Below are 20,948 nucleotides of genomic sequence, written 5' to 3'. Positions count from 1 at the left end.
AATAGCAGCCCGATTAGTGAGGGATGAAGCCCCCCACTGATTAAAATTTCACTTTATCCATTTACAATCACTCCACCATTGACATGAATCATTTGTCCTGAGACATAGGTTGAATCTTCTGAAGCTAAATATACGTAAGCTGGTGCCAATTCATATGGCTGTCCAGGTCTCTTCATTGGAACATCGCTTCCAAATTCAGCTACTTTCTTTTTATCAAAACTTGATGGAATAAGTGGCGTCCAAATAGGGCCCGGTGCGACACCATTTACCCGGATTCCTTTTTGCATTAATGACTTTGCAAGCGACCTTGTAAAAGCAACAATCGCTCCCTTTGTCGCCGCATAATCAATAAGTTGCTCATTTCCTTCATATGCGACAATAGATGCTGTATTAATAATAGCATCGCCCTGTTTTAAATGTACTAATGCCGCTTTTGTAACATGAAAATAAGAAAAGATATTAATACGAAATGTTTTTTCAAGTTGCTGCGCAGTAATATATTCTAAACTTTGCTGCGGATATTGCTGCGCGACATTATTGACAAGAATATTGAGACCACCTAATTGAGAAACAGTTTCTTTCACAATTTGCTCACAATGTTGTTCATCACTTACATCTCCTGGAAGCAATATACACTTTGCACCATGTTTCTCTACTAACTTTTTTGTTTCATTTGCATCTTCATGTTCGTCTAAATAAGCAATTGCGATATTTGCCCCTTCTTTTGCAAAAGCAACTGATACCGCTCTTCCAATGCCACTATCTCCCCCTGTAATAAGCACATATTTCCCTTTTAATTTCCCGCTTCCCTTATAGTACGGATTATCATATTGAGGAAGTGGATTCATAAGAGACTCTACTCCCGGTTGTTTATTTTGATGTTGCGGTGGCAATGTTAAAAATGTTTTCTGCTGTGTCATCCGTTCTTTCAACTCCTTCTTACTCTTTTCTTCTTATCATGTACATATCTACTAAAAGTAATTATGTATCAAGTACTTTCACTGCATTTTAAAGAGGAGTCTTACTATCCATCAATAGCGGAAAAAACACGAATTGTATACATCGTTTTATGACTAATATTCGACATCAAAACATAAAATACAAAATGGTATAAACTTTTTTTGTACAAAACTCTTGCAAAAAAAACAAAAAACGAATATTATATATAACTGTTGCTAGAATCATTCGTAAACAGAAAGGATGTTTATATGTTTAACCTTTCAAAACATAAAACTTCTATTAAAACTGAAATTATGGCAGGTATAATCACCTTTTTAACAATGGCATATATTATTGTCGTAAACCCTGTTATCCTTGGAGATGCGGGTGTTCCTTTTGAGCAAGCATTTACAGCAACAATTATTGCTGCTATTGTCGGAACATTATTTATGGCCATCTTTACAAACTTACCAATTGCCATTGCTCCAGGTATGGGACTGAATGCTTACTTCTCATACTCGGTAGTAAAAGCACACGAAGGCATGACATTTACAATTGCATTCTCTGCTGTATTTGTGGCAGGTATGATTTTAATTTTATTATCATTCACATCTTTCCGTACAAAATTAATGGAAGTCATTCCGAATAACTTAAAACATGCAATCACTGCTGGCATTGGCTTATTTATTGCTTTTATCGGCTTACGCATGACAGGAATCGTAACAAAACATGACTCTAACTTAGTAGGACTTGGTGACCTTCACTCTGCTCCTGTGTTACTAGCGTTCGCAGGTCTTGGAATTACGCTTATTCTTATGTCCTTAAATATAAATGGTGCTATTTTTATCGGAATGTTATTAACGGGAATAATTGCTTACTTCACGGGACAATTAACATTCTCAAACGGCATTACATCCATGCCTGGATTACCTGAAGGAATTATTGTTTCTAATCCAATTACTGCTGTTTCTGATGTTATCCAATACGGATTGTACGGCGTTGTCTTTTCATTCTTCCTTGTTACATTGTTCGATACAACGGGTACATTACTTGGAGTAGCTCAGCAAGGTGGATTTATGAAAGATGGCAAACTTCCAAAATCAGGACGAGCTCTTCTATCAGATTCTTTCTCAGCAACAATTGGTTCTATGTTTGGAACAACACCATCAACAGCTTACATTGAATCCTCTGCGGGCGTGGCAGCTGGTGGCCGCACTGGTTTAACAACAATTACAGTTGCTGTATTGTTTGTAGCTGCAGCATTCTTCGGTCCTTTAGTAAGTGCTGTATCTGGCGTTTCAGCAATCACATCACCATCATTAATTATCGTTGGTAGCTTAATGATGGGTGCTGTACGTAACATTGATTGGGATGTATTTGATGAAGCATTCCCAGCATTTTTAGTGATTTTAAGCATGCCACTTACATCCAGTATCTCAACAGGGATTGCCCTTGGATTTATTTCATACCCACTTATGAAAATGGCAAAAGGTAAATTCAATGCTGTTCACCCGCTTGTATATATATTTGGAATTTTATTTGCTTATCAATTAATTTTCTTACCACATTAATAAAAACCCTTAGCACACAAAATTGTGAGCTAAGGGTTTTTTATTATTCTTCATTTCCTTATCAAGTTTAATAACTTAGCCACCAACCAACAAATTTCATCATCTCACCGGTGCGAAACAATCATTACAACTACATTTAGTTTTGCAAGAATGCTTGTAAATCTGCAAATTTTCTTTTTGCGTCTTCATATCCTTGCTCATATAAGCCTTGTAGTTTTGTCACATCTTTTTCCATACGATCTACTTGCAATGGCCTTTCAGGGCGAATGACAAATAAATTACCTGCTGCCTCTTCTTTTTCAATATAATGAAGTGTTTCGTTATATAATTCATAACGAGTAAGCATAGCACGAACAAGATGCGGATATTTTTTATAGGCCCTAGCTACAACCCATCCAAACTTTGTTTTTTTCTTTGTATATCCATGATTTCTTGTTAAAATCACAACTGACTTTTTATATCCATCTGTCTGCGCCTTACGAACTGGAATTGGATCAGAGATTCCTCCATCTAATAATTGCTTGCCACGATAGTTTACAATCCGTGCAATAAATGGCAAAGAACTAGACGCTTGCAATAAGTTTAATGCATCTTCGTTCGTTCCTTCTTTTTCAAAATAAACAGGCTGTCCTGTTTCACAATCGGTCGTTCCAACAACGAAACGTTCTGGACTATTAAAATATGTTTCAAAATCAAAAGGAACGTGCTTCTCCGGAATTTCATGAAAAATGAAATCCATATCAAATAGTTGACGCTTTTTTAAAAAGTTCTTATATGATAAATATCTTGGATGTTGTGCGTAATCAATATTTACTACCTTATTTCGATTTCTTTGTCTAGAAAGATACGACGCTGCATGACAAGCACCAGCGGAAACACCAATGACATACGGAAAATATAAATCTTGTTCCATAAAGTATTCAAGTATCCCACCAGTATATACGCCGCGCATACCGCCGCCTTCTAATACTAACCCCGTATTTTCAAGCATTTCTTCCTCTCCTCTTTATATACCTAGACTATTTAATTATTCATATTGTTAAGTATCTCTTTCTATTATATATGAGTAGGTGTAAAAAAACATATTCAAAAGACTTAGCCTCTTTTACTCTTCACATGACAGTTCAAATAGCAGCATTCTTTATTTTGTACTCGTCTCTAAATGTGCTCCTACATCTCTTACAAATCTTTGGATGAACAACAATTCTTCCTCTGTATACTGATTCAAAAGAAAAAGCCATTTCTCCTCAACTTGTTGATGCAACTTCTCATGAGCTCTATAGATTTCATTTCCACTCTCTGTCAAACAAAAGAATATTTCTTTTTGATTATCCAACATTTTCATCTTTTCAACATACTTTTTGTTAAACAGCTTCGTACAAATTTTAGAAATAGCTCCTTTTGTCATTCCCATTTCTTCCGTAATCGCTGTTACATTTATTAAACCTTTGTTTCCAATACATTCAATGACATGTAGTTCTGATAACGACATCTCCCCCACACCTGCCTCCTGAAGAAAACGGGCATGATTATCCTTCATATATTCTTCTTTTTTATGAAAAAGTGTCCGAATGTCCGAAAGTATTTCTCTTTGCTTCTCTGCACGATCCAATCGATTCGCCTCCGTTATATTATATATGTTTCCATAGAAACAATTTAACTCTATATCATTTTAAATTTATTTTTTCATCTTTACAAGGAATAAAATCATGATACAATATATTTAGTTTCCCAGGAAACAAAAGGAGGTTCTACTATGAAACAGGCATTATCGTCAATAAAATTACAATCTATTTTATACACTGTTTGTTTGAGTGCTCTATTAGGATCTTTGGCTCAAAATATTTATACACCTATTTTACCAATGATTCAAACTACTTTTCACACTTCGCTCTCCCTTGTTCATTTAACCGTTTCACTTTTCACTTTTATTCTCGCAGTGATGCAGCTCGTTTATGGTCCACTCATTGATATGAAAGGCAGAAAATATATCCTAATTCCTAGTCTATGCATCGGAACCATTGGCGCAATCGGCTGTTCTTTTGCAACAAATATTTATGTATTCCTTATATTTAGAACGATTCAAGCGTCCGGAATTGCTGCCATTCCGATTGTAGCGGCCACCATTATTGGGGACTTATTTGAAGGGACAGAACGTGGAAAAGCAATGAGCATTTATCAAACGATACTTGCCCTCGCTCCTACTATCGGTCCACTAATTGGTGGCTATCTTGGGGACATAAATGGGCATGTAACTGTTTTTCTATTTTTATCTATAACTGGAATATTTTTATCCATTGTTAATATCATATTACTTCCTGAAACAAAGCCATCTATCCTTACCACAACTAAAAAACACAGTCTTTATTGGAATCTTTTCAAACATAAAATTGGTCTCTCTATTGCCCTCATTGGCTTTATGCAATTTTGTATGTATTTTTGTTTCCTCGTTTTTTTACCTAGCATACTTACAAACGTATTCCATCTAAATGTGCATGAAATTGGAATGACGTTTGTACCGCTGGCCTTATGTATGATGCTAGGAAGTTATTGCTATAAGTTTTTCCAAAGATGGCTCTCGCCAAAACAAGCTTTACTGATTACTAGCTTTTTCAATATCCTATGTGTTCTCTTATTCTCCTTCACATATGATATAAACATCCTCATTCTTCTTATTGCGATATCCCTATACGGTTTTAGCATGGGAATATCGCTGCCCACTCACACAACTTTGTTAACAGAAGAATTTATTAAGGAGCGAGCAACTGCAATTGGGATGTACAATTTCATTCGGTATATCGGAATGAGCACAGGTCCAATGATTGGTGGTTTTCTATTTTTTTCGCAAAATTACTTTTGGATTTTCTTCATAGGTGCAATGCTATTTCTCATCATCGTCTTATATGTAAGGAAACAGCTACCGAAAAATAGCGAAATATAATATAAAAGGAATGTTCAGATAAAGTGTCTCACTACTTCTGAACATTCTCTTTTTTACTTCCTTTGATCAGCAACAATATGAATATCTATATACTTCGTTTCTCTCATGATTTCATTCACAATCGAACCTTTGCAAATTTCTTCCCACCTCGTTCTTGCAGATTGTCCAAGCAAAATTTGTGTAACTTGTAATCGTTTTGCAACTTCAATCATAACAGCTGCTGGCTTTCTCCCCTTTGCCTCTTCTAATAGAAATGTTGCCTCAAACTGTTTCGTCAATGCTTTCCATTCAGCAATGATTTGTCTTCTTCCTGCTGAAATAGATTCTACGTTGCCTCTTTCTACATTTAATACAAATAATTCAGCATTTAATCGATTCGCCATCCGCCATCCACGCCGAATTAATTTTTCTGCCGCCAAACTATATTGCACACAAACGAGAATCTTTTCTTTTACACCAATCGGTTCCATGAGTGATTGACTCATTTTCTCATCCATATCATCAGCAACTTCTCTCAGCGATAACTCTCGTAAAGCCCCCAAATTATTAATAGTAAAAAAGTGTTCCAAGCTTTGCTTAATCTTTTCTTCCTTATATATCTTTCCATCTCTTAACCTTTTCCGTAACACTTCTGGCGTAACATCAACAAGTTGAATCTCATTTGCTTTTTGTAAAATACAATCAGGAATACGCTCTCTTACTTTTATATTTGTAATCTGTTCTACGATATCATGAACACTTTCTAAATGTTGAATATTAAATGCAGATAATACTGATATTCCCGCCTCTAATAGTTCTTCTACATCCATATACCTTTTTTTATGTTTCGCTCCTGGAATATTGCTATGAGCAAGTTCATCTACCACGACTACTTGCGGTGCTCGCTTTATAATTTTCTCTACATTCAGCTCATAAAATCGCTTTCTTTTATACTCTATTTCTTGTAAAGGAATTATTTCTAAATCCAAAATAGCCGCTTCCGTTTCTTTTCTCCCATGTGTTTCAACCAGCCCAATAACAACATCTAGCCCTTCTTTCTTCATTTCATGTGCATCAAGTAGCATTTTATACGTTTTCCCAACACCAGGTGCTGCCCCGACGTATAATTTTAGTTTTCCTCTATTCATTCTCTGTATTTCTTCTAAATAATCCTCCGGTGACCTTCTTTGAAATTTCGGCTCATATTCTTCAGCGTACATAATCTCACTCCTTTACAAAAGGAAGCTACCTCAATCAAAATAGGATTGAGGTAGTCTATTTTTTATTGTATTCGTTTTTTGAGTTCCATATTTAACTGTAAAACATTCACACGTTCTTCTCCATATAATCCAAATGCACGACCTTCTATATGCGAAGCAATGATAGCCTTTAACTCCTCTTTCGAAATTTTCGTTTCTTTTGCAACGCGGTCTACTTGTGCGTATGCCGCTTTAGGACTAATATCCGGATCCAGCCCTGAACCTGAATTTGTTACTAAATCTATTGGTACTTCTCTTACTGGGACAGAAGGATTATCTTCCTTCCATTTTTCAATACTTTCTTCTGTACGTTGTCGTAACTCCGGATTAGAAGGTGCATAGTTATTTGATCCAGACCCTTCCGCTTTATAGGCAATACTTGATATACGTCCATGAAAATATTTGGCGGAGGTAAACTCCTGTCCAATTCGTTTAGATCCAATGATTTCTCCTTTCTCATATATTAAACTTCCATCTGCATGATCCTTCATTACCCCTTGTGCAATTCCCGTTACCATGGCTGGATAAATCAAACCACATAGAACAACAAGTACTCCAGTTAAGCGAACAACAGGTCCAAACAAATTTTGTTTCTCAGTCATGTGTATCTCTCCCTTCTCTATGAAATGAATAGTCCAACGACTAAATCGACCAACTTAATCCCAATAAATGGTGCAAACACACCACCAAAACCATAAATCAATAAGTTACGAAAAAGTAGCGTATTGGAACTCATCGGTTTATATGCAATTCCTTTCATTGCAAGTGGAATCAACATCGGGATGATGAGCGCGTTAAAAATGAGCGCTGACAGAATGGCAGAAAGCGGTGAGTGCAATCCCATTATATTAAGTGCCTCCATTTGCGGAATTGCAACTGTAAACATCGCTGGAATAATCGCAAAGTATTTTGCTACATCATTTGCAATACTAAATGTCGTTAATGCACCGCGCGTCATTAATAGCTGCTTTCCAATCGCAACCACTTCAATAATTTTTGTTGGATTAGAATCTAAATCAATCATATTTGCCGCTTCTTTCGCTGCTGCGGTACCACTATTCATTGCAAGACCAACATCCGCTTGTGCCAGCGCTGGAGCATCATTTGTCCCATCACCTGTCATCGCAACTAATTTACCCAATTCTTGCTCTGCTTTAATAACAGCTATTTTATCCTCTGGTTTACATTCAGCCACAAATTCATCTACCCCTGCTTCTTTTGCAATCGTTGCCGCTGTTAACGGATTATCTCCTGTACACATCACTGTTTTTATTCCCATTTGCCGAAGCTGTTCGAAACGCTCACGCATACCAGGTTTTACTGTATCTTTTAAATAGATTAAACCGAAAATACGATTTCCCGCTGCAACCGCAAGTGGTGTACCACCCTCTTTGGCGATTAAATCGGCTTTTTGATGTAAATCGGTTGGAATCTTTCCTCTTTGAGATTGTACCCAATCAATTACGGCACCAACTGCTCCTTTTCTTACTTTTTCCCCGCTTTTTAGATCCATACCGCTCATTCTCGTTTCAGCTTTAAAAGGAACGAATTCTCCTATCTCTTCCTTAGATACATTGTAAGAAAACCCTTTTGCTTGTACGTAATCCATAACAGAACGTCCTTCCGGTGTTTCATCTAACACCGAGCTAAGTGCCGCCCATTTCGCTAATTGTTCTATTGTTTCATTTCCGACAGGCAGTAAAGCATGTGCCATCCGGTTTCCAAATGTAATCGTACCTGTTTTATCTAAAATGATTGTATTAATATCACCTGCTGCTTCCACTGCTTTCCCGCTCATTGCGAGTACATTAAACTTTGTTACACGATCCATACCAGCAATCCCAATTGCGGATAATAGTCCGCCTATTGTTGTTGGAATTAAACAAACGAGTAACGCAACAAGAATGGAAGTATCAATTTGAAATCCTAAATAATTTGTAAATAACGGAAGCGTTACAACTACAATGAGAAAGATTAATGTTAAACTTATTAATACTGTATTTAACGCTATTTCATTCGGCGTTTTTTGACGCGTTGCCCCTTCTACTAATAAAATCATTTTATCTAAGAAAGATTCGCCAGGATTACTTGTAATTCGAATCGTAATCTCATCACTCACAACCATTGTACCGCCTGTCACAGAGCAAAAATCACCGCCTGCTTCCTTCATTACTGGTGCCGATTCACCTGTAATTGCCGATTCATCTACAGATGCTAAACCACGAATAACTTCCCCATCACCTGGAATCATTTCTCCTTGTTTTACAAGAACCATATCACCTTTTTTTAAGTTAGATGCTAAAACCTGAGTAATTTCTCCATTTTCCTTTACGATATTCGCATAAACATCCTTTTTTGATTGTTTTAATGAATCTGCTTGTGCTTTCCCGCGTCCTTCTGCTAATGCTTCTGCAAAATTTGCAAAGAAAACTGTGAATAAAAGAACAAGTGTGACCGTTATATTGAACCATAACGGAACATTTGTTGATAAACTCGGTACAACCGACAAAAGCAATGTAATGAAAAATCCAATTTCGACAACAAACATAATTGGATTCTTTATCATTTGCTTTGGATTTAATTTCAAAACTGCTTGTTTAAAAGCATTTGATACAATATCACGATCCATTGTTTTCGCACTTCTTACCTCACCATCTTCTCTTTTGGAAGATGACATAACCTGCACATGCTTCCCTTTTACTATCACTGGTCTCATATTGATTCTCCTCGCTTCTTTCTTATAGAGTCAGAAACTCTGCAATTGGTCCTAATACTAATACTGGAAAGAAAGTTAACGCACCGACGATAAAGATTGTGCCAACAAAAATCCCTCCAAATAGTCCATTATCTGTTCTGAATGTTCCGACTGTTTCTGGTACGACTGCTTTTTCTTTTAAAGATACCGAAACAGCAAGCATTGTTACTAAGCTGAAGAAACGTGCTCCATACATCACAAGTCCCGTTGAAATATTCCAAAATGGTGTATTATCCGCCAATCCTTCAAAACCAGAACCATTATTTGCTGCTGATGAAGTAAATTCATAGATTACTTGTGTAATGCCATGAAATCCTGAATTTGTAATCGCTTCTGCACCAAAATTGGTAGAAAATGCAACTGCCGATGCTCCGAGAATTAATAAAGGTTGAAATAATAATGTAACAGCAATAAGTTTCATCTCTTTTCCCTCTAGCTTTTTCCCAAGAAACTCTGGCGTACGTCCAACCATTAATCCTGAAATAAAGACAGCAATCATCGCATACATTATCACATTAATAAACCCTGCTCCAACGCCGCCAAACACCGTATTTAAAAGCATGTTCACAAGTGTAAGCATCCCTCCAAGCGGGGTAAACGTATCATGCATCGCGTTCACACCACCTGTTTCCGATGCTGTCGTAACTGTTGCAAAGAGTGCTGTCATTATTGTACCGAATCGAACTTCTTTTCCTTCCATATTCCCTTGTGCATGGTCCATGCCAAATTGATTTAAAACGGGGTTTCCTTGTAATTCGGTTGTAACAGCCATACCAAATCCAATGACAAACATTATAAGCATTGATACAAATAAAATTCTTCCTTGTTTCTTACTACCAATCATTCTTCCATATGTGAATGGCAGTGATGTTGTAATAAACATCATAAGCATCATTTGTAACACATTCGTAATCGCTGTTGGATTTTCAAAAGGATGTGCAGAGTTTACTCCAAAAAATCCACCACCATTATTTCCTAGCATTTTAATAGATTCTAACGAAGCAATTGGCCCCCGCGGAATCACTTGTTTTGCTCCTTCAAGCGTTTGAGCGACTGCGCTGCCGCTCAATGTTTGCGGCATTCCTTGCGCGACGAATATAAGTGCCATAATAAATGCAATTGGCATTAACACCCTTATAATCGCTCGAACAAAATCAACAAAGAAGTTTCCTACTTCTTTTCCAGCTAATCCTCGAATAAATGCAATTGCAAATGCCAATGTTGTCGCTGGCGCTGTAAACATCATGAACGTAATCCCAATCATTTGTGCTAAGTACGATAATCCACTTTCACCACTATAATGCTGTAAATTCGTATTCGTCATAAAGCTAATCGCTGTATGAAATGCAAGTGTCGGTTCCATTCCCTCTACTTTACTTGGGTTTAATGGTAGAACGCCTTGTAATCTAAAAACAAGATATACAAACAAAATCATACAAGCATTCGTAAATAACATCGCAAATACGTATTGGATCCAAGTTTGATTCTTTTTCTGAATGCCACCTACTTTAAAAATGATACTCTCTATCGGACCAAACACTTTCTCTAACGTTCTACTCCCTTGAAACGCCTTTTCTACATATGTTCCCATTGGCTTTGCAAGTAATATAAACAATACTATCGTTACGATAGCTGCGACCCATGTTACCATTGCTTCTTCCTCCTAGTTTAGAACTTTTCTGGATTTAATAACGCGTAAACTAAGTAGCCTGTAAGAAAGAGTACTACGGTCGAAAGTATAATCGTCATTTCGATTTCCCTTCTTTCACAACTTTATCCGACCATTTTGCTAGACCAATCATGGAGAATACGAGTAGAATACAAAATCCAATCATCAGAATATCTAACATGTTTATCCCTCACAAAATGTATTTTTTTACCATTAAACCACCAAAAAAAGAACACTGAGGCTCTACTCAGTGTTCAAAAATGAACAACACAAAAGTAAACCTCCTCTCCAAACGCTTACGAAGTTAGCTGTCGGATTCGGGCCTAAAGAGTAGCCCTACTTTCATCATGAAAGATTCACCCCTAGTGACAATGCACAAAATTGGTTCCCCCGCTCCAAATCATTGGACTCAGCGATATAAGGTTATTTTTGGAAATTTTTATAAATAATTTATGAGAGTAAATATACTCCTCTATTTTTGACTTGTAAAGAATAAAATTACTGAAAATAATAAGATTTCTTTCCATATAAACGCTTACATTACTGAATATAATTATTTTATCATCTATTTTCTTATCTTTTCTTTCTTTTTCGTGAAAATGGCTTGTTACATAAAGTGAAACTTTAATCAGTGGGGGGCTTCATCCCTCACTGATTATGAGCCCTCACCAATCGGGCTGCCCGAAAATGGCGGGATAAAAAAGAAAAGAGCACCTATGAAGTGGCGATCTTACTATACTTCATAGGTGCTCAATCATTTATTTACTCCATAAAAATGCACGTAAACTTCTCCCTCGAATATAAACTTGTGACAATTCTGCATGTAACTGCTCATATTCAATAATATCCTTCTCTAAATATAAATTATCTTTTGACAGCACTATCATATACGGCCTTGGAAAAAAAGGATCTAGCGCAGCTAATTCTTGAATTCTCTCTAATGATACTGCCCAGCGATTTGCTATATCGTCAAGTAATAATACTTTCATTTCCGCTTCCTCCGCTCTATTCAAGAAATAAAAAAGAAATGTTATCACAGTTTGTAAACACGACAAATGTAGCTCCCATTGTTTGATAGAGCCTGACTGGATATTTTTTATTTCTTGTCACAATTGTAATAGGTGCTTGAAACGAAAAACGAATCCATTCCGTAAAAAAACTAACGATCGGCAATTCGTCACCGAGCAGGATAACCTTTTTTATGCCTGTACAAATACTTGTTCTATTCAACTCCTTACCAAAACAATAAATTGTTTGAAAGCCAAACTTTCTTGCTTCTCCTGCTATTTGTTCATCAGCAGCCACAATAATCAATTTACTTTGAAACGATACTAATTCTCTTAAACTGTTTAACTTATCCTTTTCTCCTACACAAATGAGTGTTAGTCCTTGTTTCTCACCCATGTATTTCATCCTCCCTAGCATAAAAGAATCAGCTGATATTCTCCTATACTAACCAGATTGATGAAGAGATACATCCATCATTGTACCACCCTCTCTCAAAACGCTTACGAAGTTAGCTGTCGGATTCGGACTTTGAGAGTAGCCCTACTTTCATCATGAAAGATTCACCCCTAGTGACCATGCACCATTTGGTTCCTCCGCTCCAAATCATTGGACTCAGCGTTACAAAAACAGATTTTGGCTGCTATCATACTCCTAAATATGGAAATTGTAAACAATTAAAAATAGTGAACGATTTTCTGAACATCCTCGAAAATCAATAAAGTTTTTTAATATATTATTTAAAAAAAGTTGTTAATCGTCATAAAAAAACAGGAACCAGTTAGCTCCTGTTTTCTAGCACCTTTATCTTAAATATTTACATGCGTACTTCTTGACGTTTATATGCAAAATGGTTTGTTGGTCCATGGCCATTGCCAATGTTTAATGGCTCTGCAATTGCACTACTAATAAATTGTTTAGCTTCTTGAACGGCTTCTTTCATATCGTATCCTTTGGCAAGTCCTGCCGTTACAGCAGAGGCAAATGTACAACCACTACCGTGCGTTTGTTTTGAAGCAATTCTTTCACTTTTAAATTCAATGAATTGCTCACCATCGAACAAGAAATCAATAACTTCACTTCCTTGATACTCTGCATGTCCACCTTTCATAAGAACATACTGAACACCTAATGTATGCAATGCTTTTGCAGCCTCTTTGCTATCTTCTATATTATGAATCTTAATACCTGTTAACACTTCTGCTTCTGGCACATTTGGCGTTATAACAGTGGCGATCGGTAGTAAATGTTCTTTCAATGCATTGACAGCTTCTTGCTGTAATAGTGAAGCTCCGCCTTTTGCAATCATAACCGGATCTAGAACAATATTATTCCAGCCAAATTTTTTAATATACTCTGCAACAATTTGAATAATTTCACCACTAAATAACATTCCAAGTTTCACTGCATCTGGTGTTAAGTCGTCACCAATTGAATTCAACTGCTCTATAATTCCTTCAAGCGAAACAGGATATACCCCTTGAACGCCAAGTGTATTTTGAGCAGTAATGGCTGTAATCGCCGTCATCCCGTACACACCAAGCTCTTGGAACGTTTTCAAATCCGCTTGAATTCCAGCGCCTCCACCGCTATCAGATCCAGCAATTGTTAATGCTTTATTTACTTTCATCTCATTCACTCCTTTTATCCAAAATAACGATGATATATTGTTTTCGCTTCTGCTATCTCTTTCGTGCCATACACAAGAACTCGTCCGTCTTGAAAAGCAACAAGCCGTTTTCCATCTGCACGAAATGATAATAAATATGGGTTCACTGTTAAATCAGCTACGCGGTCACGTAACAGTTCTTTATATCTATGAAAGTCCAGTTGTTCTTTATGAGGCGGACGAATTTGAACTGTATTTCTCCCGCATAAAACAGCCGTTTTTGACGTATTCTCTTTATTTAAATATGGATAGATTGCTTTCTCACCACAAGATGGACAATGATCCTTTTTCAACTTCTGTACATTCATACAGGAATATTCATTTTTCCATACATCAAATGACACGAGACCATCTCGAAGTGCTTTATAATCTTCTACTAAAAGTTTAAGAGTTTCTGTTACTTGATGCGAAACAACGATCGATACAGCAGGTGAAATAATGCCTGCTGTATCACATGTTGCTCCGCCAAGTGGGATGGATTGTAGTAAGCAAGATAAACACGGTGTCTTTCCTGGTAAAATGGTATAAGAAAGACCATAGCTCCCTACACAAGCACCGTAAATCCATGGAATTGAATATTTTTGTGATATATCATTTATAATAAAGCGTGTTTCAAAATTATCAGTTGCATCGATGATGACATCGACATTTGTAACAAGTTCTTCTAGCTCTTCTGCGGTTATATCTTTGACAAAAGCCTTTACCACTACACTACTATTAATCGCTTTCAAACGCTGTTTTGCCGCGATCGCTTTCGGGAGATGGTTCTTCACATCTTCTTCAGCGTATAGTTGCTGCCTTTGCAGATTACTCCAATCAATATAGTCGCGGTCTACAATCGTTACATTTCCCACACCCGCTCTTACAAGCATTTCTGCATTGGCGCTACCAAGTGCTCCTGCACCGATAATGAATACATGCTTTTTCCCTATCTTTTTTTGCCCTTTTTCTCCAATTGAGGAGAATAGCTCTTGACGAGAATATCGATTATTCAACTACGCTCATTCCTTCTAAAGGACTGCTTGCTGTTGCAAAGCGTTTCCGTGCAATACGTCCTGCTTCAAATCCTAAACGTCCTGCATGAATACCTAGTTTCATTGCTTCCGCCATTTTAATAGGATCTTTCGCACCAGATACAGCCGTATTTAATAACACACCGTCTGCCCCTAATTCCATCGCAAATGCTGCATCAGCTGGACTCCCAACACCTGCATCTACAATAACTGGTACAGTTGCTTGTTCAATAATAAAGCTTATATTTAATGGATTTACAATACCAAGTCCTGAACCAATTGGTGACGCTCCAGGCATAATCGCATGCACACCAAGCTCTTGTAGTTTGCGAGCTAATACAACATCATCTGATGTATAAGGAAGAACAATAAACCCTTCTTCAAGAAGCATTTCAGATGCTTTTAACGTCTCTACTGGATCTGGCAATAACGTTTTATCATCACCAATCACTTCTACTTTTACCATGTCACATAGACCTGATGCTTTTGCTAACTTTGCAATACGAACCGCTTCTTCAGCCGTTTTTGCCCCTGCTGTATTTGGAAGTAATGTGTAGTTTTTTATATCAATTTTTTCTAATAAATTCGGTTGCTGTGCATCAAATATATCCATCCGGCGCACTGCAAATGTTAAAATTTCCGCTTCTGATACTTCGATTGCTTTTCTTTGCACGTCATAATCAGAAAATTTTCCTGTTCCTAATAAAAGTCTAGATTTGAATGTGAAAGGTCCAATGTTTAACATAATCAACCGCCTCCTACGAAAGTTACAATCTCAATTTGATCGCCATCAAAAACGGAAGTGTCTTGATGGTCTTCTTTTTGCAGAATCTCCTTATTTCGCTCTACCACAACAATCTTTGTATCCAACTCTAAGTGAGTAAGCAATTCCGCTACCGTTTTAATATGTTCTGGCACCTCTACTTGCCTACCATTAATTTTCAAATACAAGCTTCCATCCCCCTTCTAAACTGACTTTGAAAACAATGAATCTAACAAATGATTAGTTTGTTTTCCTTCTATGATATCGGCCATATATTGACCAGAAATAGGACTTAATAAAATACCATTTCGGTAATGACCTGTACAAGCATATAACCCTTTTATTTCCTCATGCTCTCCCATATAAGGAACGTCATGATTGGATTGCGGACGAAGCCCTGCCCATGCGGTTTCCCACTCCGCATCTTTTAAAGCTGGTAAAATTGAATACGCACGTTCTAATATCGAAATGATACTTTTTGGTTGTACAGATTTGTTAAACGTATGAGGTTTCATTGTTGCTCCAATTACATAGCGACCACCACGTTTTGGTGCGATGTAAAATCTGTCTTGGAAAATCGGAGCTCTTACTAATGGCTTATAGCTTTTTACTGCGACTACTTCCCCTTTTACAGGATAAGTACCCCAATCTCTATGAAAATATTGAAGTAGTTTTGTACTCCATGAACCACCTGCAATGACTACTTTTTCACATGAAATAAAGCCTTCGCTCGTAACAATTCCGCACACTCTATTTTTTTCAACTCGAATATCAAATACTTCTGTTTGTTCATATATATCAGTACCAGAAATGGCCGCAGAGTGTGCGAACGCTTTCGTTAGTTCTGGCGCAATAACATGACCATCTTTGGGATAATAGACAGCGCCGATAATGGAGGAAGAAAGAAACGGTTCCTTTTGGCGAAGCTCATCTCCTGTTAGAAAATAAGATTCCTCACCTGTTTCTTGTTGCCAGTTCATTATATTTCGTATTCTTGTTTTCTCCTCTTCATTTTGAGCAATCCGATATATCCCTTTCTCTTCATATCCAATATCAATTCCCGTTTTTTCTCGTAACGCCTTTGCAAGTTGCGGAAATATTGCACGGCTTTCTCTAGCAAGTTCAAAGAGCGGGTTATATACATCCCATTCCGCCTGTACTCCAAGAAGTCCTACCGCTGCTTTTGATGCTTCCGAAGCAACCCTTTGCTTCTCAACAATTGCAACATGGCAACTTCTTTCTGCTAGAAAATGTGCAACTGAACTACCAATTACACCACCGCCAATAATAGCTACATCATACTTCTTACTCATGATTTTCCGCCCACTTTCTTATTATTTCCTTATACAATCTTGCTTTCTCGTATGGATTACGATCGCTTACAATTCCAGACATAACTGCAATACCACTCACACCAGATTTAAGAACTTCTGTTGTATTTTCAGGTGTTATTCCTCCAATAGCTGTAATCGGTATTGTTAACCGCCTTGCCATATCTGAAATTTCTTCTAGTCCTCTTGCTGGGACACCTTTCTTACAGCTTGTCGGAAATACATGCCCATAAACAAGTGAATCCGCTCCATTTTTGAACGCTACGATTGCTTCTTCTAAAGAATGCACAGAATAACCAACATGCAAATAAGAAAATTTCTCTTTTACAGATTTCACATCTACGCTACGGTATCCTAATTGTACGCGCGGAATATTTAATAAAATTGCAATATCAATTCGGTCATTAAGCACAAGTTTAGATGCAGGAAAGCCTCTTTTTAAGAGACCTTCCACACCTTCATACAACTCTTTCGTACTTTTCTCCCGTTCGCGAATATGCAAATAATCAATCTCACTCTCCATTTGCATCGCTACATTCGTCAGCTCTTCAAATGTCATTTGACCATTTGAAATGACATGAAGTTCATTTTTCATACACATTCGCCTACTTTAAAATGTTTTCAAATAATTCATTAGCAGGAACAATCTCTTTTGTCATTCCTTTTTCTTTCAACCATTTATTTTGTTTTTCCCATGCCCCTTTTGAATCTGATAAAAACGGCTCATCTTTTGTTTCCATTTTTTCTAATAAAATTTTCATGCTCTCCTTCTCAACTTCGGGGATGAGCGGGAAGTTTTCCTTTTCTTGATGATCTAATAAAATGTTAAGAGCCTCATCTGGATTTTTTTTCATAAATTCATATCCTTTTTTCGTACCGCGTAAGAAAGCTTGCAGAGCTTCCTTATCCTTTTTCAACGTTCTCTCTCCTGTGACAAACACAAGCTCATGATAATTTGGCACGCCGTAGTCAGCTGGATTAAAGTATGCTGGCTCATGACCTTGATGACGCATGACAGGAACTTCATGGTTAATGTATGCCCCTGTGACAGCATCTACTTTTTTCGTAATTAATGCTGGTACTAAATCAAATCCTACATCGACTACTTTTACATCGCTTGGATTCCCACCATCTTCTTTTACCATTGCTTTTAAATACGCTTCACTTAAAGGTGTTCCAGAATAACCAACTGTTTTTCCCGTTAAGTCTTTTGGTGACTGAATACCTGCTGACTTTAATGAAACAATATGGTTTAACGGTGAGCGAACAACCGCCCCAATTGATTTCACAGGAATTTGTTCATTTGCCTTTGCAATAATTACATCTGGTTGATAATATAAGCCCACTGTCACTTTCCCTGTTGCTGGTAATGTTAAAGGATCAGTTGGATTAGAAGGGAATTTTATATTTACTTTTACACCTTCTTCTTTAAAATATCCCTTCTCGATTGCTGCATAGATAAAACTATGCACCGCATTTGGATACCAATCGAGCATCACCGTAACTTCTTTCTCCTTTTTTTGCTTATCTGACGCTGAATCAGTAGAACATCCCGCAATCATTGCAATGAATAAAGTAAACACAAAGATGCATTTGAATAATTTCATGAATGTTTCCTCCAACTAATGAATTTCTTTTCTAATATAGAAACAAGTAGGACAAACAAAATAGCAAGTAATGATAAAAGGACAATCGGTGCAAAAACCCCAGCCCCATCTAACTGCGTCATCATTCGCTTACTAAAGTAGCCTAAGCCCGCTTGTGCTCCAAGCCACTCACCAATTGCTGCACCGATAACGCTAAGCGGAACGGCGATCTTAAGTGCTGAGAAAAAATAAGGAAGTGCAGATGGCAACTTTAATTTTAAAAAAATATCTTGTTTCGTTGCGCCGTATGTAACTAACAGCTCTTCCCAATCCTTTTTCGTACTGCGCAATCCATCGTACATATTGACCGCAATCGGAAAAAAGGTAATTAAAACCGTCACAACAACTTTGCTCCAAATGGAATATCCAAACCATAAAACAAATAATGGAGCCAAAGCAGTAATCGGTATTGTTTGTGAGGCAACGAGTAACGGATAAAAAGATCTTTCCATCCATTTACTTGCATTCATTGCCATTGCAAGCCCAACACCAAGGACAATAGAAATTGCTATACCGATAAAAACGACATACAACGTCGCTGGTAAATGAACCGTAAAGAGTATGTCATGCAGCGCCCACATTTTCACTATAATTGCAGTCGGTGCTGGTAAAATATACATCTCATCTATAATTCTAGCTCCCACTTCCCAGCTTATAAGCAATATGCCACTTAATATACATGCAGGCAGTAGCTCTCTCATTTTCCTCATATAAGCACCTGCCCTTTTAACATACTAAGTAGTTCATCCTTTAACGCTAGTACTTCTGGTCTGTGTAAGTCTTTTCTTGTCCGTTCTTTCCCAAGTGGTACAACACGCTCTGTTAGCGTTGTAATTGGCTGCGTTGTCACAATGAGGATTCGATTCGAAAGAAACAGCGCCTCCTCTACATCATGTGTAATAAATAAAATTGTTTTTTCCCACTGTTTCCATTGTTCAAACAGCCATTCTTGCAATGTTGCCTTTGTTAATGCATCCAGCGCACTAAAAGGTTCATCTAACAATAAAATATCTCCACCTGTTAGTAATGTTCGAATAAACGATACTCGTTGCCGCATTCCTCCCGACAAGTCTTTCGGGTACTTTTGTTCGTATTCTTGTAATCCAAATTGCTCTAAAAGCGCTTTCGCTCTTTTTTCAGCTTCTGTTTTCTTAATTCCTTGACATTCTAAAGGAAGAGCTGCATTTTCAATAATCGTTCTCCATGGCAAGAGCATATCTTTTTGTGGCATATATCCTACAGGATGACTCTTTGTTTCCATCAGTTGAATTGTTCCAGCCGCTGCATCTTCTAATCCTGTAATTAAGCGAAATAATGTACTTTTGCCACAGCCACTCGGACCGATGATGCTAACAAATTCTTTTTCCTTTATGGAAGCATCTAGGTCCTTTATAATAGGCTTTTCATCATAATGAAAGGAAACATTATGAAACTGTAGTATGCTCTTTGTCTTCAAATCCCCACATCTCCTTGCTATATGCCATATCCCAGAATAAATATTCAAAGCGGCTGGAATATAGGAAAATCTCTTCTAAGCGGGCTAATTCTTGTTCTGTTTTTCCTTCAGCTAGTTCGTTTAATAAATCGATTAACCAAATGCAAAGATTCCCATACTCTTCTGAACTATATCCTTGAATCCACTCTCCAAAGAACTCATGATCTCTTGCTCCTGGAATATCATTTAAACGTTTTCCAATTTCCCAATAACTCCACATACACGGAAGAAGCGCTGCAATAAGCTCAGCTAGTGTGCCATTTTGCGATACTGACATCATATAGTTTGTGTACGCTAAATTTTTAGCTGATGGCTTCGCTGATTCGATCTCTTTTATAGAAATTCCAAGACGCTTTGCATACTGCTTATGAATGGTCATTTCTCCATTTAAAATGCCATCAATTTGTTCCGCAAATTTTGCCATAACTTGTGGATTCGTTGCTTTTACAACACCAATTGCATAAATTTTTGCATAATCTAGCAAGTATAAATAATCTTGTATGATGTAATATTGGAACTTATCCTTTTCTAACGTGCCATCTCCCATCCCCGTTACAAAAGGATGATTATGACTTTTTTCCCAAACAGGCTGCACGACTTCAAATAATCTTTCACAAAATTTCATATATATTTCCCCTTCCTTTATATCTTTTTATCCAAATAAAAAGCCACTCCTATATAAGAAGTGGCTACAGCAAATAAAAAAATATATATGCATTGCTCCACTTCCCTTCGCTAGTATTACCTAGATCAGGTCCATAAGGGTTAAGGTTCATTCCTCTCTCAGCCTATCAGGCACCCCTAGTGGTATCCGTTATGAAATTTTGAACTACCCCCACTTAACACTCTTACGAGCTGTTTGAAGTGGGAGATTCCTAAGAACACCAACCTAACGGTTAGTTATTGATTAGGC

The 20,948-nt window shown here is 37.2% G+C and carries 23 protein-coding genes and 3 riboswitches; of the genes, 2 read left to right on the top strand and 21 right to left on the bottom strand.

Annotated features, from left to right (window positions below):
- Positions 1 to 53: 53 nt before the first annotated feature.
- Positions 54 to 920 carry an SDR family oxidoreductase gene (locus tag MR056_RS14790; RefSeq protein ID WP_011983735.1) on the bottom strand — a complete coding sequence of 289 codons (867 nt, stop codon included), beginning with the start codon at positions 918 to 920 and terminating at the stop codon, positions 54 to 56.
- A 288-nt stretch (positions 921 to 1,208) separates the two neighbouring features.
- Between MR056_RS14790 and MR056_RS14785 the strand changes: the two genes are divergently transcribed.
- A complete protein-coding gene (locus MR056_RS14785) occupies positions 1,209 to 2,510 on the top strand; it encodes an NCS2 family permease (protein ID WP_011983734.1) in 1,302 nt (433 codons plus the stop codon).
- 136 nt (positions 2,511 to 2,646) lie between these two features.
- Here the strand turns inward: MR056_RS14785 and MR056_RS14780 are convergent, their stop codons facing one another.
- Together MR056_RS14780 and MR056_RS14775 are read right to left on the bottom strand one after the other, a co-directional pair.
- Positions 2,647 to 3,501, bottom strand: a complete 855-nt coding sequence (locus tag MR056_RS14780; RefSeq protein ID WP_048721420.1) for a patatin-like phospholipase family protein — start codon at positions 3,499 to 3,501, stop codon at positions 2,647 to 2,649.
- 150 nt (positions 3,502 to 3,651) lie between these two features.
- A complete protein-coding gene (locus MR056_RS14775) occupies positions 3,652 to 4,122 on the bottom strand; it encodes a MarR family transcriptional regulator (RefSeq protein WP_048721418.1) in 471 nt (156 codons plus the stop codon).
- A gap of 144 nt (positions 4,123 to 4,266) precedes the next feature.
- On the opposite strand from MR056_RS14775, the gene MR056_RS14770 reads away from it, so the two are divergent.
- Entirely contained in the window at positions 4,267 to 5,451 is a 1,185-nt protein-coding gene (locus MR056_RS14770) for an MFS transporter (protein WP_087097778.1), read from the top strand.
- Positions 5,452 to 5,504: 53 nt separating this feature from the next.
- Here MR056_RS14770 and kdpDN read toward each other — a convergent pair whose 3' ends face one another.
- From kdpDN to tenA, 18 genes are all read right to left on the bottom strand, one after another.
- The gene (gene kdpDN, locus MR056_RS14765; RefSeq protein WP_048721411.1) at positions 5,505 to 6,650 is read right to left on the bottom strand and encodes a KdpD-like non-kinase potassium sensor; all 1,146 of its coding nucleotides are present in this window, start codon (positions 6,648 to 6,650) and stop codon (positions 5,505 to 5,507) included.
- Positions 6,651 to 6,712: 62 nt separating this feature from the next.
- The gene (kdpC, locus tag MR056_RS14760) at positions 6,713 to 7,291 is read right to left on the bottom strand and encodes a K(+)-transporting ATPase subunit C (RefSeq protein ID WP_087097776.1); all 579 of its coding nucleotides are present in this window, start codon (positions 7,289 to 7,291) and stop codon (positions 6,713 to 6,715) included.
- A 17-nt stretch (positions 7,292 to 7,308) separates the two neighbouring features.
- Entirely contained in the window at positions 7,309 to 9,405 is a 2,097-nt protein-coding gene (gene kdpB / locus MR056_RS14755) for a potassium-transporting ATPase subunit KdpB (protein WP_087097774.1), read from the bottom strand.
- A 22-nt stretch (positions 9,406 to 9,427) separates the two neighbouring features.
- Complete coding sequence (gene kdpA / locus MR056_RS14750) at positions 9,428 to 11,095, bottom strand: potassium-transporting ATPase subunit KdpA (protein ID WP_087097772.1); 1,668 nt, start codon at positions 11,093 to 11,095, stop codon at positions 9,428 to 9,430.
- A gap of 17 nt (positions 11,096 to 11,112) precedes the next feature.
- On the bottom strand, positions 11,113 to 11,193 hold the full coding sequence (kdpF, locus tag MR056_RS22715; RefSeq protein WP_081428345.1) for a K(+)-transporting ATPase subunit F: 81 nt from the start codon (positions 11,191 to 11,193) through the stop codon (positions 11,113 to 11,115).
- The gene (locus MR056_RS14745; protein WP_041809453.1) at positions 11,190 to 11,294 is read right to left on the bottom strand and encodes a hypothetical protein; all 105 of its coding nucleotides are present in this window, start codon (positions 11,292 to 11,294) and stop codon (positions 11,190 to 11,192) included. Before MR056_RS14745 ends, kdpF begins: the two co-directional genes overlap by 4 nt.
- A gap of 98 nt (positions 11,295 to 11,392) precedes the next feature.
- Positions 11,393 to 11,538: riboswitch (cyclic di-AMP (ydaO/yuaA leader) on the bottom strand.
- A gap of 333 nt (positions 11,539 to 11,871) precedes the next feature.
- Positions 11,872 to 12,102, bottom strand: coding sequence for a hypothetical protein (locus MR056_RS14740; protein WP_087097770.1), 231 nt, complete (start codon positions 12,100 to 12,102; stop codon positions 11,872 to 11,874).
- Positions 12,103 to 12,118: 16 nt separating this feature from the next.
- Positions 12,119 to 12,517: a hypothetical protein gene (locus MR056_RS14735; RefSeq protein WP_087097768.1), complete on the bottom strand. Its 399-nt coding sequence runs from the start codon at positions 12,515 to 12,517 to the stop codon at positions 12,119 to 12,121.
- Between the two features lie 85 nt (positions 12,518 to 12,602).
- A riboswitch (cyclic di-AMP (ydaO/yuaA leader) is annotated at positions 12,603 to 12,749 on the bottom strand.
- Between the two features lie 186 nt (positions 12,750 to 12,935).
- Positions 12,936 to 13,748 carry a bifunctional hydroxymethylpyrimidine kinase/phosphomethylpyrimidine kinase gene (gene thiD, locus MR056_RS14730; protein ID WP_011983724.1) on the bottom strand — a complete coding sequence of 271 codons (813 nt, stop codon included), beginning with the start codon at positions 13,746 to 13,748 and terminating at the stop codon, positions 12,936 to 12,938.
- Between the two features lie 14 nt (positions 13,749 to 13,762).
- On the bottom strand, positions 13,763 to 14,782 hold the full coding sequence (locus tag MR056_RS14725; protein ID WP_087097766.1) for a thiazole biosynthesis adenylyltransferase ThiF: 1,020 nt from the start codon (positions 14,780 to 14,782) through the stop codon (positions 13,763 to 13,765).
- On the bottom strand, positions 14,775 to 15,545 hold the full coding sequence (locus MR056_RS14720) for a thiazole synthase (protein WP_011983722.1): 771 nt from the start codon (positions 15,543 to 15,545) through the stop codon (positions 14,775 to 14,777). Before MR056_RS14720 ends, MR056_RS14725 begins: the two co-directional genes overlap by 8 nt.
- A 2-nt stretch (positions 15,546 to 15,547) precedes the next feature.
- Positions 15,548 to 15,751, bottom strand: coding sequence for a sulfur carrier protein ThiS (gene thiS, locus MR056_RS14715; protein ID WP_011983721.1), 204 nt, complete (start codon positions 15,749 to 15,751; stop codon positions 15,548 to 15,550).
- A 15-nt stretch (positions 15,752 to 15,766) separates the two neighbouring features.
- Positions 15,767 to 16,876, bottom strand: a complete 1,110-nt coding sequence (thiO, locus tag MR056_RS14710; protein ID WP_087097764.1) for a glycine oxidase ThiO — start codon at positions 16,874 to 16,876, stop codon at positions 15,767 to 15,769.
- Positions 16,869 to 17,489 (bottom strand): thiazole tautomerase TenI, encoded by a 621-nt coding sequence (gene tenI / locus MR056_RS14705; protein ID WP_011983719.1) that lies wholly within the window; start codon positions 17,487 to 17,489, stop codon positions 16,869 to 16,871. Before tenI ends, thiO begins: the two co-directional genes overlap by 8 nt.
- A 10-nt stretch (positions 17,490 to 17,499) precedes the next feature.
- Positions 17,500 to 18,501 carry an ABC transporter substrate-binding protein gene (locus MR056_RS14700; protein ID WP_011983718.1) on the bottom strand — a complete coding sequence of 334 codons (1,002 nt, stop codon included), beginning with the start codon at positions 18,499 to 18,501 and terminating at the stop codon, positions 17,500 to 17,502.
- Entirely contained in the window at positions 18,498 to 19,250 is a 753-nt protein-coding gene (locus MR056_RS14695; RefSeq protein ID WP_011983717.1) for an ABC transporter permease, read from the bottom strand. The genes MR056_RS14700 and MR056_RS14695 overlap by 4 nt, the downstream gene beginning before the upstream one ends.
- Positions 19,247 to 19,996 (bottom strand): ABC transporter ATP-binding protein, encoded by a 750-nt coding sequence (locus MR056_RS14690; protein WP_087094495.1) that lies wholly within the window; start codon positions 19,994 to 19,996, stop codon positions 19,247 to 19,249. The genes MR056_RS14695 and MR056_RS14690 overlap by 4 nt, the downstream gene beginning before the upstream one ends.
- Positions 19,965 to 20,660, bottom strand: a complete 696-nt coding sequence (gene tenA, locus MR056_RS14685) for a thiaminase II (RefSeq protein ID WP_011983715.1) — start codon at positions 20,658 to 20,660, stop codon at positions 19,965 to 19,967. Before tenA ends, MR056_RS14690 begins: the two co-directional genes overlap by 32 nt.
- A gap of 85 nt (positions 20,661 to 20,745) precedes the next feature.
- A riboswitch (TPP riboswitch) is annotated at positions 20,746 to 20,848 on the bottom strand.
- Between the last annotated feature and the right edge of the window lie 100 nt (positions 20,849 to 20,948).

The sequence above is a fragment of the Bacillus cereus group sp. BfR-BA-01360 genome (assembly GCF_022663595.1).
GTDB lineage: Bacteria > Bacillota > Bacilli > Bacillales > Bacillaceae_G > Bacillus_A > Bacillus_A cytotoxicus.
The sequence above is the reverse complement of the archived record's forward strand: the minus strand, read 5'-3'. Positions and strand labels throughout refer to the sequence as shown.